This is a genomic window from Pirellulales bacterium (assembly GCA_019694455.1).
Lineage (GTDB): Bacteria > Planctomycetota > Planctomycetia > Pirellulales > JAEUIK01 > JAIBBY01.
This window is the reverse complement of the sequence record JAIBBY010000032.1, coordinates 25,758-38,647: the sequence shown is the minus strand read 5'-3', so window position 1 is coordinate 38,647 and position 12,890 is coordinate 25,758. Positions and strand designations below refer to the sequence as shown.

The following is a 12,890-nucleotide window of genomic DNA, read 5'->3' as shown; positions in this document are numbered from 1 at the left end:
AAGACTAACGAGAAGTCGCGCCAGGGCAAACTTTTTCTGGCTGGGTGACAGGATTGTCACGAAACGTGAACTTCGCGGCTCTTGATTTCAAGCCGGGCTGGCCGTCCGTACAGATGCGGTGTGCCAATTGGGCTATTCGATCGCCAGCAACACGCCCGCATAGAACCGCTCGGCGCCGCGACCAGAATCGAGCAGCAACGATGCGTCGTCGTCGATGCCGTGGCAATAGCCGCGCACTTGCCTTGGGCCGTGTTCCAACGTGACGGTCGATCCGCGGAGCAGGCAGCGCGTTTTCCAGTCGTCGGCCAGGCTGCGATGTTGCGCGGCCAGGCGAGCCAAATCGGTTTCGATGTCGAACAACAGTTCCAGCAGGGTCGCCGTCAGATCGACGCTCTTGCCGACCAGGTCGGTTAGGGCGATGGCGCGGGCCTGCACATCGGTGGGCGCCGCGGCCAGACTGTTGTTCACGTTCAACCCCACGCCAATCACCACCTGCGGTGGCCCCTCGCTCACGGCCGGCGCCTCGACCAGGATGCCCGCGATCTTGCGGCCGTCGCTGTAGACATCGTTGGGCCAACGAATACCGCTACGCGCGGCGGGCGCGCGGCGATCGAGCAGGCGGCAGATGGCGACCGCGGTGGTGATGGCCAACTTCGACCAGTGGGCCCGCGCCAATTCGGCCGGGGGGGTGAGCAAGAGCGAGAAGGTCAGCGCGCCTTGGTCGGAATGCCAACGATTGGCGCCCCGTCCACGGCCAGCCGTTTGTTGGGGGGTGAGAAACAGCGCCGGACACTCGGCGGCGCGCTCGCGCGCCGCGGCCAGCGCGGCGCTGTTGGTGGAGTCGATTGAGTCGAAGTAGCGCAATTCTCGAATCTGCGGCGCGGCGCGCAGGCGATCCAAATCGAAGCTCGTCGCCGTGCTGGTCATGCCTTGGCGCCCCTATTCGAGCCGGATCACCAGGTCACCGGTTTCGACCTGCGTGCCGGCCTGCACCAGCACCTCGCCCACCTTGCCGTCGCGTTCGGCGGCGAGATTGGTTTGCATCTTCATCGCTTCGAGCGTGAGCAGCTTTTGTCCCTTGGCGATCGAGTCCCCCTCGGACACGTTGACCTTGACCACCATGCCGGGCATGGGGGCGCCGATCTCGCGCGGGTCGTGCGGATTGGCTTTGGCGCGACGGCCGACTTCGGCTTCGAGGGAGTTGTCGGCCGCTTTGACGCTGCGCGGCTGGCCATTGAGCTCAAAGAACACGGTGCGCTGGCCATCGGGGTGCGGATCGCCCAGCGCCAGATATTGCACGATGAGGGTCTTGCCGGGGTCGAGCTCGAGGGCGACTTCTTGCCCTGGCTCGAGGCGGTAGAAGAAGACATAGGTGGGCAGCACGCTGGTGTCGCTGTACTGCTCCTGGTGGGCGACAAACTCCAGGAAGACCTTGGGGAACATCAAGTAGCTGACCAGTTCGCGCTGGTTGGGTTCGCGTCCCATGCGCTCGGCAAGTTCGGCTCGCGCCTTGTCGAAATCGGCCGGCACGAGGCTCTCGCCGGGGCGGCCCGTGAGCGGTTTTTGTCCACGCAAGACGCGCTGTTGCACTGCGGGCGGAAATCCGCCGGGGGGTTGGCCCATGCGACCGATCAACAAGTCGACGACCGACTCGGGAAAGGCGAACTCGCGCGTGGAGTCCATCACGTCGGCAATGGTCAATTCGTTGACGACCAGAAACAGGGCCATGTCGCCGACGGCCTTTGAGCTGGGCGTGACCTTCACAATGTCGCCGAAGAGTTGATTGACATCGGCGTACACGCGACAGATATCGTGCCAACGAGCGCCCAGCCCCAGAGCTTGCGCTTGCTGCAAGAGATTGGTCGATTGTCCGCCGGGCATTTCGTGGCGATAGACCTCGGCGGTGCTGGCCTTTTGGCCAGCCTCGAACGGCGTGTAGTACTCGCGCACCACCTCCCAGTAGTTGGCGATATTTTGGAGCGCCGCCGGATCGAGACGCGTGTCGCGCTCGGTGAAGCGAAACGACTCGACCACGGTGTCGAGATTAGGCTGCGAGGTCATGCCCGACATGGGGGCCGAGGCGCAATCGGCGATATCGAGCCCGGCTTCAGCGGCGGCGAGGATGCTGGCGGCCTGCACGCCGGCGGTGTCGTGGGTGTGAAAGTGGACGGGGACGCCGATTTCGTCGCGCAGGGCCTGGACCAGTTTTTTGGCGGCGTACGGTTTGCAGAGGCCGGCCATATCTTTGATGGCCACGATGTGCGCGCCCATTTTTTCCAATTCGCGCGCCATCTTCACGTAGTACTTGAGGTCGTACTTGTCGCGCCGCGGGTCGAGCACGTCGCCGGTGTAGCAGACCGCCGCCTCGCAGATGGCGCCGCTGGCGACCACCTCCTCGATGGTGAGCTTCATGTTCGGCAGCCAATTGAGCGAGTCGAAGACGCGAAAGACGTCGATGCCGGCCGACGCCGCCTCGCGCACGAAGGACTTCACCAGATTGTCGGGATAGTTGGAGTAGCCCACCGCGTTGGACGCGCGGAGCAGCATTTGAAAGAGGATATTGGGGATGCGCTCGCGCAGCAGGGCGAGCCGCTCCCAGGGACACTCCTTGAGGAAGCGCATCGCCGTGTCGAAAGTGGCCCCGCCCCACATCTCGAGCGAAAAGAGTTGCGGCGCCAGTCGCGCGTAAGCGTCGGCGATTTGCAGAATGTCGTAGGTGCGCAGCCGCGTGGCCAACAGCGACTGATGCGCGTCGCGCATGGTGGTGTCGGTGATCAACAGTTCTTTTTGATCGCGGACCCATTGGCTGAACTTTTGCGGCCCCAGTTCCTTGAGCCGATCGCGCGTGCCGGGCGGAATGGGGCGCGTGTGGTCGAGTTTGGGGACGGGCGCCGCGTCGCTGCGCACGTGGTGGGGACGATCTTTAACGAGCGGATGCCCGTTCACGGTGATATCGGCCAGATAGGCGAACAGCTTGGTGGCGCGATCTTTGCGGGGGGCCAGATTGAATAGCTCGGGGGTCTCGTCGATGAACTTTGTGGTGCAGCGGCCGGCGAGAAACGTGGGGTGCTGAATCAGGTTGATCAGAAAGGGAATGTTCGTTTTGACGCCGCGGACGCGAAACTCTTGCAGGGCGCGCTCCATGCGGCGGACCGCGTCGGGAAAGCGATTGGCCCAGGTGGTCGCTTTGACGAGCAACGAATCGTAGAACGGCGTGACCAGCGCGCCAGAGAACGCGGTGCCGGCGTCGAGTCGCACTCCCATGCCGCCCGCCGAACGATAGTGGGAAATGCGGCCATAATCGGGCAGAAAGTTGTTCTCGGGGTCCTCGGTGGTCAAGCGACATTGCAAGGCGTAACCGCGCAAGCGCACATCGCCTTGGCTATGAATGCCCAGCTCCGGATCGGAGAGCGGGCGTCCTTCGGCCACCATGATCTGGCACTTCACCACGTCGTGCCCCGTGACCTGTTCGGTGACGGTGTGCTCGACCTGAATGCGCGGATTCACCTCGATGAAGTAGAACTGATCGGTGTCGGAGTCGACCAGAAATTCGACCGTGCCGGCGTTCTCGTAGTTGACCGAGCGGCCAATGGCGAGCGCGGCATCGAGAATGGCGTCGCGCAGTTTGGGATCGAGATTAAACGAGGGGGCGATCTCGACGACCTTTTGATGGCGTCGCTGCACGGTGCAATCGCGTTCGTACAGATGCACCAGGTTGCCGTGCTGATCGCCGAGGAGTTGCACCTCGATATGTCGCGGTCGCTGGATGTACTTTTCCAAGAAGACGTCGGCGCTGCCAAACGCCAGTTGCGCCTCGCGCTGCGCTTGTTCGAGCGAGGCGGCCATTTCGTCGGCCGAGTTGACGACGCGCATGCCGCGCCCGCCCCCACCTTTGGCCGCCTTGAGCAGCACCGGGTAGCCAAGTTTGCTGGCAATGGCAGCGGCTTCCTTGGCATTGGCCAACGGCTTGTCGCTACCGGAGAGGATGGGGGCGCCGGCCTGGGCAGCAATGCGGCGGGCGACGACCTTGTCTCCGAGTTGATCGAGGATGTCGGGGCGCGGGCCGACAAAGATGATGCCCGCCGCGGCGCAGGCGCGGGCCAGATCGGGGTTTTCGGAGAGAAAGCCATAGCCGGGATGGATGGCGTCGACCTGTTGGTCGCGGGCGACTTCGATGATGCCGGGGATATCGAGATAGGCTTGGATGGGCTCGCCGCCGCGGCCAACCTGGTAGGCCTCTTCGGCCTTGAAGCGGTGCAAGGCGTAGCGATCTTCGTAGGAGAAGATGCCGACGGTGCGGATGCCCAGCTCGTGGGCGGTGCGAAAGACGCGAATGGCAATTTCGCCCCGGTTGGCCACCAGCAGTCTTTGGATCGATTTCATGCGCGCCGCAATTCTCAAAAGGTCTTATCCGCCCCCACTTTGGGGCAATTTGTCGATCGATATGGAACCAGCCAATCTACCAAGCTGCGCGGAGCTTGGTTAGTGGCGGCGCGCGCGGCGCGGCCGCGCGCGAGAACCGGCGCGCCGCGAGCGACGTAAAGGCATATGCAAGCGATGCTTTGCGCGCAATGATCGATGTTGCCCCAGTTTGCCCAAAGGGGTACCCTTTACCCCACTTTTGTTCCGTACCGAGGGGATAGCAAGAGCGCGCCGGCGGCGCAGGCCCTAACGCAGTGGCCGCGCTGGCGCCGCACGTTTGCCGGTTCGCGCGGTTTGCCAACCCTCTATCACACCGCTTCTGTACAGCGTGAATGTCAACACCAGCCCCGCGCTACTCGGTTGACTCTCTCCGCGAGGTTTTCATGCCACGTTTGCTCAGCGCATTTCTGTGGGCGATTGCTTGTAGTTGGTTGTGCTGCGCCCTGGTGGACGTTGCCCGCGCCAATGACATCGACGGCGGCAACGCGCGTTGGATTTGGACGCCCGAGCAGCAGGCCGAGCAAGCGCCGCCTGGGGTGGTTTACTTTCGCAAGACGTTCAACCTGGGCGACCCCGAGAGCGGGCGCATCGAGATCACCTGCGACAATCGCTACGAGCTTTATGTGAATGGGCGGCAGGTTGGCTCGGGACAAAACTGGCAACAGCTCGACACCTATAACGTCGAACGCTTCTTGATCAACGGCCTCAACCTGATCGCCGTGCGCGCCGAGAACGAGGCGGCAGGTCCGGCGGGCATGGTGGCGCGCGTGATCGTGAAGCAAAAGGGAAACACCGACGTCAGCCACTCGACCGACGCCTCGTGGTTGACCAACACGCAGGAAGTGCCCAATTGGCAGGTCAGCCGCTTGCCCGAGCAAGGTTGGACGCCGGCGCAAGAGTTGGGCGAACTGGGGGCGGCCAGCCCGTGGAAGACAGGCCCCAACGCCGAGGGTTCGACCGCTGGCGGCAGCCGGTTCATGGTGGCGCCGCAGTTTCGCGTCGAGCGGGTGGTGCAACCCGACGCGGCCGGTTCGCTGGTGGCGATGGCCTTCAACGAGCGGGGAGAGATCATCGCCTCGCGCGAGCGCGGACCGCTGATTCGGGTGCGCGACGAGAATGGGGACGGCGCGCCAGAGACGGTGAGCGTTTTTTGCGACCAGGTGACCAATTGTCAAGGCATCTTGCCGCTGAACGGCGATATCTTCGCCATTGGCGAAGGCCCGGAAAAGACGGCGCTCTATCGCATCTCTGATCGCGATGGCGACGGCACGGGTGAAACGATCAAGACGCTGCTCAAGTTCACAGGCGCGATGCAAGAACATGGCCCGCATGCGCCGGTGCTCGGCCCCGATGGGCTGATCTACATCATGATCGGCAACCACACCAGTCCGGAGAAGACACCCGAGCCGACCAGCCCCCACAAACACTACTACGAGGGAGACCTGGTGCAGCCGCGTTACGAGGACGCCGGCGGGCACGCCGTGGGCATCAAGGCACCGGGGGGCGTGGTCATCCGCACCAGCATCGAGGGAGACTTTGTCGAGACGTACGCGGGCGGGTTTCGCAACGCGTATGATTTTGCGTTCAACAAGCAGGGAGACCTGTTCACGTTTGATTCCGACATGGAGTGGGACGAGGGATTGCCGTGGTACCGCCCCACGCGCATCAATCATGTGACGCCGGGGAGCGAGTTTGGCTGGCGTAGCGGGTGGGCGACCTGGCCCGAGTACTTTGTCGACAGCCTGCCCGCCACCATCAACATTGGTCGCGGATCGCCGAGCGGGGTGGAGTGTTACAACCACTACGCGTATCCGGTGCGTTATCACAATGCGCTGTTCGCGTGCGACTGGTCGCTGGGGCGAATCATCGTGATTCGCACGGAGCCGGCCGATGGCACCTACGCGGCGCGGAGCGAGGTGTTCCTGCAGGGCCGCCCGCTGAACGTGACCGACATTGCGGTGGGCCCCGAGGGTTCGGTGTACTTCACCACTGGCGGCCGCGACACCGAAGGAGGCGTTTATCGTGTGGTGTGGACTGGCAAGACGCCGCCGCGCGGCAAAGAGACGGGGGTGATTCAGGCCATTCGCCAGCCTCAGCTATTCAGCGCCTGGGGACGCAACCGCGTGGCCAACATCAAGCGCGAAATGGGAGACGCCTGGGCGTCGCAGGTTACGGCCCTGGCGCGAGATCCGCGCTATAGCGCCGACGATCGCTGCCGCGCGCTGGACCTGATGCAACTGGTGGGGCCGTCTCCCACCACCAACCTGCTGATCGGACTGACCAACGATCGCGAGCCGCAGTTGCGGGCCAAGGTGGTGGACCTGATGGGCATACACGCCGACGAATCGACCAACGCCCGCCTGCTCGAACTGCTAGCCGATGCCGACGCCACTGTGCGCCGCAAGGCGTGCGAGGCGCTGCTGCGGGCAGAGTCGCCGCCGCCGGTCGATCGGCTGCTGCCGCTGCTCGCGGAACCAAGCCCCTATGTGTCGTGGGCGGCGATGCGGGGGCTACAGGCCATTCCACGACAACAGTGGCAAGACAGCGTGTTGCGCTCGGAGCATCCGCGTGTGTTTTTGATGGGCTCGGTGGCCCTGCTGGGGTTGGAGTTGGATCGGCCGACGATCGATGCCATCGTCAACCGTGGCAGCCAGTTGATGCAGGGATTTTTGAACGACCGCGATTTTGTCGACCTGCTGCGGGTGTTTCAGGTGGCGCTGTCGCGCGGACAAGTGCCCCCCGCCGAGGCCAGCGGCTTGGCGGCGCAGCTAGCCGAAGAATATCCGTCGCTCGACGCGCGCATGAATCGCGAACTGGTGCGGTTGTTGGTGTATCTCGACAGCCCGATCGCGCTGCCGCGGATGGTGGGTGAACTGGACCGGTCGGACAATCCGCTGGAAGAAAAGATTCATCTGGCGATGTATCTGCGCTTTTCCAAAAGCGGTTGGTCGCTCGACGATAAGCTGACGCTGTTGCGCTTTTATGAGTATGGCCGCACACAACCGGGGGGGCACAGCTTTAAGGGATATTTGGACAACGCCGCGCGCGACTTTGTGTTTGGCATGCCCGCCGAGGAGCAGTGGCAGGTGGTCGTGTCTGGCGCCGAGATGCCGAACGCGGCGTTGAACGCGCTGGCCAAGCTGCCGCCGCAATTGACCAGCGAACAGATTGGGGCGATTGTCGAGTTGGATCGACAACTGGTGAGCGTGGAGGGGGAGGCTGCGCGGCGCTTGGGGGTGGGCATCATCGCGGTGCTGGGGCGCAGCCAGGCGCCCGACGCGATGGCCCACCTGCGGGAGATATTTCAGAACCAGCCCGATCGCCGGCAAGACGCCGCCATGGGACTGGCGCAAGACCCCAACGGCGAAAACTGGGATTTGCTGGTCACCTCGTTGCCGGTGCTAGAAGGGATGGCCGCGCAAGAAGTGCTGATGCACCTGGCGCTGGTCGACCGCGCGCCGGAGAAGCCCGAGCCGATGCGACAGACAATTCTGGCGGGCCTGCGGCTGCGCGAGGGAGGCAGCAAGTACGCCGTAAGCCTGTTGGAGAAATGGACCGGCAAACAGTTCAGTCAGCCGACGGACTCGTGGGATGTGGCGCTCGCCTCGTGGCAGGACTGGTTCAGCCAGAGCTACCCCGATCAACCGCCAGCGGAGCTACCCACCGCGCCCGAGGGGAACAAGTGGAGCTACGAGCAGATCATTCAATATCTCAATGGCGACGGCGCGGCCGCCGGCGCGCCAGAACGCGGCGCTCTCGTCTTTGAAAAAGCGCAGTGCGTCAAGTGCCACAAGTTTGGCAACCGCGGCGAAGGGGTGGGGCCCGACCTGTCGGGCGTGGCGCGCCGCTTTCAGAAGAAGGAGATTCTCGAATCGGTGCTCTACCCGTCGCAGACGATCTCTGACCAGTACGCCAGCAAGACGGTGGTCACTACCGACGGGCTGACCTACACCGGCATTGTGGGGGCCAGCGGAGCGGACGCGATTGTGGTGCTGCAATCGAACGCGGAAAAGCAGATCATCGCCAACGACGCGGTGGATCAGATTGTGCCGAACAACAAGTCGTCGATGCCCGAGGGGTTGTTTAACAACCTGAGCCTGGAAGAGATCGCGGATCTGTTCGCGTATTTGAATCGTCCGGCGCAGTAATGCTTGCGTTGGAATTGCTTGGGTTGGAAAGCTTGCGTGGCTTTCTGGCCTTTCACTGTGAGTGCCGTCTCACGGCAAGACTGGGCTGTGCCTGCGCGCGGCCGATGGCGATCAGCGATTGCGTCGTCGCTCTACGCGTTAAAAGAGCGTGTAGATAAATGGCCCGGCGCCGGACGAGGCGGTCCACGCCAGCGCGCCGACGAGCGCCATGACGATCAGGATCGGCAGCAGCCACCACTTTTTGTTGTGGGCGAGAAAGTCGAGAAACTCGACGACGATGCCCGGCTGCGGCTCGCGCGACAGTTCTTCGAGCGAGGGCTGCGACGAGGTTGGTTGCTGCTTGGGCATGTTGGCTTTCTGGCGGCGGAGAGGATTGGCGGCTCTAGTATACGCGGTCGCCGCGCTGGGGGACAATCTGAGCGAATTGGGGCGCTCGTTATCACTACCGACAAGCCGATGTATAAGCGTCCACGCTGCGGATAGTCAGCGCGACGCAGAAGGATCATCGTTCGGTACACGGACTAAGGTGGGCTGCGCGTTGCTCTGGAGCTAAAACTGACGCAGGTAGCGCGCCAGGCCGCGGTTGGGTTGATACGCCTCCCAGTAGCTGCTGGCCTGGCGGTCGAAGCGCCGCGCGAGCGGGTCGCGACCGATCAGCCGAAACACAATCGCCACCGGCGTGAACACGCCAAAGTAAATCGCGCCCAACATGAGGTGCGAGATCAGCCAGCCAATCGGCCAGGTGAGCAGCATCAGGCCGACGTACACGGGGCGCAACCAGGCGGGACGAATCGCCGCCAGCAGCCGCGCGGTCGCCGCCAGCGACCAGAACAAAATCGCCGCGCGATAATGCCCGCGATACACGGCCAGCGGACAGGCGATCATGCCGAGAAAGAACATGGCCCAAATCGAGAATTGGCCGAGCAATTTGTCGCTGGGGCGCCAGTCGAGTTTGGCGAGCATGGCGAGGTGTCCGGTTAGTCGAGTTGAAATTGACGCAGGTAGCCCTCGCGGTCGCTGGCAAGCGACTCGGGCTGGCGCGACTTGAGCAGCACGCAATGTTCCAGCGCCAGCACATCGATGTTGGTGGCCAAAAAGCAGCGCAGCGCTTCTTGCGGCGTGCAGACGATTGGCTCGCCGCGCACGTTGAAGCTGGTGTTGATAAGCACCGGGCAGCCACTGCGCCGCTCGAACGCTTCCAGCAGGTCGCAGTAGCGGCCGTGTCGTTGCCGATCGACCGTTTGAATCCGCGCCGAGTAATCGACGTGCGTGATGGCCGGCAGCACGCTGCGCGGCGCCTTGAGTTGATCGATGCCTACAAGATGGGCCGCCTCGCCATTGAGCGGCAGGCGTTTGTCGCTGGCGACGGGCGCCACCAGCAGCATGTAGGCGCTGTCCTCCGCGGGGCGGGTTTGAAAATATTCGTGTACCCGCGAGCGCAGCACCGAGGGGGCAAAGGGACGGAACGACTCGCGGAACTTGATCTTGAGGTTCATCACCGATTGCATGTCGCCGCGGCGCGGGTCGCCCAGGATGCTGCGGGCGCCGAGGGCGCGGGGGCCAAACTCCATTGCTCCCTGAAACCAGCCGACCACATTGCCCTGGTCGATCAGTTCGGCCACGGCGGCGGCGAGCGCGGCGTCGGATTCGTAGCGGGTGTAGTTGGCGCCGGCGCTATTCAGCACGCGCTCGATCTGGTCATCGGTGTAGCTGGGGCCGAGCAGCGAGCCGGACTGGCTGTCGTGCGAGCAAACGACGCGCTCTTCGCCGAGCAGTTGATGCTGGATGAATAGGGCTACGCCGAGCGCGCCGCCGGCATCGCCAGCGGCAGGCTGAATCCAAATGTTTTCGAACGGCCCCTCGCGCAGCAGGCGGCCGTTGCCGACGCAATTGAGCGCCACGCCCCCCGCCAGACAAAGGTTGCGCTGGCCCGTTTGCTGGCGCACATGGCGGCCCATGCGGAGCATGATCTCTTCGGTCACCGCCTGCACCGACGCGGCCAGGTCCATATCGCGCTCGGTGAGGGGCGACTCGGGCTGGCGCGGCGGACCGCCGAACAAGCGATGGAACTTGCCTGAGGTCATGGTCAGCCCCTGGCAGTAGTTGAAGTACGACATATCGAGTCGAAACGAGCCGTCGGGCTTGAGATCGAGCAGATGTTGATAGATGAGGTCGGCGTAACGCGGCTGGCCATACGGCGCGAGGCCCATGACCTTGTACTCGCCGCTGTTCACCTTGAAGCCGGTGTAATAGGTGAAGGCGGAGTAGAGCAACCCGAGCGAATGTGGAAAGCGAAGTTGGTGGGTCAGTTGCAACTGATTGCCATGGCCGACGCCATAGCTGGCGGTGGCCCACTCGCCGACGCCATCGATGGTGAGGATAGCGGCTTCTTCAAATGGCGACGGAAAGAACGCGCTGGCGGCGTGCGACTCGTGATGTTCGGTGAAGACGAACCGCTTGCGATAGTCGCCCCCCAGGCCACGCGAGATCAGGCGCGGCAGAAAGAGCTTTTCGTTCACCCAGAGTGGCACGGCGCGCAGGAACGAGCGAAACCCGCGCGGCGCGTAGGCGAAGTAGGTTTCCAGCAAGCGCTCGAACTTGAGCAGCGGCTTGTCGTAGAAGCCGACCCAATCGAGTTCGCGAGCCTCGATGCCCGCCTGCTTCAGGCAAAAGCGAATGGCCTCGGCGGGGAAGCCGTCGTCGTGCTTGTTGCGAGTGAACCGTTCTTCCTGGGCGGCGGCGACAATGCGACCATCGACAACCAGCGCGGCGGCGGAGTCGTGATAGAAGGCCGAGATGCCCAGGATGGCGGTCATGGAATTGCCGGCGGCGGGCCGACTCTGCGACAAGGGTGCGGGCGAGGCTGGCCGCCGAGTGGCGGGGGCGCGTTGGCCTGGGGGCGTAGCGCACGGGTCTCGCGCCCAATCTAGGTCGCGCCCGGGGGAGCGTCAAACGCGCGCCGGGCACCGAACTTGACGCTATCGTAGCGGATTATTGGCCGCGGCGGACTCGGTGTCGCGGTAGCGCAGCGGATTCGACCGATTGCCGCTTGGCCATGCAGCGCGGGGCGGGGCTGGCTGGTCGGTGATTGTGACGCCCGAAAGGGACGGGCGCTCGATGAAGGCCGCGCGGCGGACTCCGGCGCGAGGCGGGGCGGTGCCCGGCGCCGAAACGCGAATCTCGGTCGGCAGATTGGCTGCTGCGCGGATCACCACCGGCTTAGGCTCGTCGCTGGCCTCGAGCGCGGCTTCGATGGCCGCCTCGATAGCGGGGCCTACTTCCAGCTCGGCCGAATCGACCGCCTCGGGCACGACCACGGCGGGCGAGTCGCCGAAACCAAAGCCCGCGCTGAGCGCTTGCAAGGTCGATTCCTCGGTGTTGGCGGGGGTGTGCTGCTGGTGGCGCACCTGCCGCGCGAAGGACTTTTCTTTGGACTCGACGCGGCGGTGGAACCGGGGTCCCTCGCTCGTGCCGGGATTTGTGGGGGCTGACGACGGCATGGGCTCGGCTTCGGTCGGGGCGTCGGCAGCAGGTTCCGTGGTCGGTTCACCCGGCGCTGGCACAATCGACGGCACTTGATTGCCGGGCCCGGTGGCCGGTTCTGTGCCTGGATCGGCGGCGGGTTCCGTGGTCGGCTCAGCCGCCGGTTCGGCGCCTGGCTCCGTGCCGGGCAAACTCATTGGTTCTTCTGGCGTGGCGCCGGGGAGCGCCGGTTCGGCGCCGGGCGGCGCAGCGCCGGGAAGTTGCATCTGGTCGCTAGGCATCTCGGGCATTTCCGAGGGAGGCAGCTCCAGCGGAATTTGCGGCGGCGGTGGCGGCATCTCGGTGTCTGGCGCAGCATCGGGCGCCGTGTCGGGCGTGGTGGATTCGTCCTCCGCGGGAGGTGGCAATACCTCTTCGGGTTTGGGCTGCGACTTGCGGCGCGGCTGAAACGTGGTCTCAGGCTCGCTGAAGGCGACGGCCGCGTTTTCGTGCCAGTCGCGCCAATAGGTGGGAAAGTAACCAAAGCCAGGACGTTGCGGCACTTCGGCGGTCTCAGCCGAATGCGGAAACCGATAGCGCCCCATCCGTGGGGGGCCGGGGAACTTGTAGGCGCGACCCAGCCCCTCGTTGCCAGCCAGCGCCGCGGAGGCGCCTGTGCAACCGATGGTGATCGCCAACACGAAGCAAATTGGATGACGCGCCTGGCGCATTGCTAGCATCCCAAGTTGAGAGCGGAACAGTCGTGGGCCGGTAGCGCGGCGCGAGCCTTGCGCATGCCGGCACAACTGGATTAATCGGCAAAGTCGCTGTCGCTTCTTTTCTTTGGATCTTGAAATC

The 12,890-nt window shown here is 64.1% G+C and carries 7 protein-coding genes; 1 reads left to right on the top strand and 6 read right to left on the bottom strand.

The annotated features are described in order from the left end of the window. Positions 1–132 precede the first annotated feature (132 nt). Both K1X71_13795 and K1X71_13790 read right to left on the bottom strand, forming a co-directional pair. Positions 133–927, bottom strand: a complete 795-nt coding sequence (locus K1X71_13795) for a biotin--[acetyl-CoA-carboxylase] ligase (protein MBX7074213.1) — start codon at positions 925–927, stop codon at positions 133–135. A 12-nt stretch (positions 928–939) separates the two neighbouring features. After that, positions 940–4,383, bottom strand: coding sequence for a pyruvate carboxylase (locus tag K1X71_13790; GenBank protein MBX7074212.1), 3,444 nt, complete (start codon positions 4,381–4,383; stop codon positions 940–942). Between the two features lie 422 nt (positions 4,384–4,805). Between K1X71_13790 and K1X71_13785 the strand changes: the two genes are divergently transcribed. Further along, a complete protein-coding gene (locus tag K1X71_13785) occupies positions 4,806–8,570 on the top strand; it encodes a c-type cytochrome (protein MBX7074211.1) in 3,765 nt (1,254 codons plus the stop codon). Positions 8,571–8,708: 138 nt separating this feature from the next. On the opposite strand, the gene K1X71_13780 is transcribed toward K1X71_13785, so the two are convergent. From K1X71_13780 to K1X71_13765, 4 genes are all read right to left on the bottom strand, one after another. After that, on the bottom strand, positions 8,709–8,918 hold the full coding sequence (locus K1X71_13780) for a hypothetical protein (GenBank protein ID MBX7074210.1): 210 nt from the start codon (positions 8,916–8,918) through the stop codon (positions 8,709–8,711). 201 nt (positions 8,919–9,119) lie between these two features. Then, positions 9,120–9,533, bottom strand: a complete 414-nt coding sequence (locus K1X71_13775) for a hypothetical protein (GenBank protein ID MBX7074209.1) — start codon at positions 9,531–9,533, stop codon at positions 9,120–9,122. 14 nt (positions 9,534–9,547) lie between these two features. Beyond that, positions 9,548–11,386 (bottom strand): carbamoyltransferase, encoded by a 1,839-nt coding sequence (locus K1X71_13770; protein MBX7074208.1) that lies wholly within the window; start codon positions 11,384–11,386, stop codon positions 9,548–9,550. Between the two features lie 162 nt (positions 11,387–11,548). Beyond that, positions 11,549–12,763, bottom strand: coding sequence for a hypothetical protein (locus K1X71_13765; protein MBX7074207.1), 1,215 nt, complete (start codon positions 12,761–12,763; stop codon positions 11,549–11,551). Between the last annotated feature and the right edge of the window lie 127 nt (positions 12,764–12,890).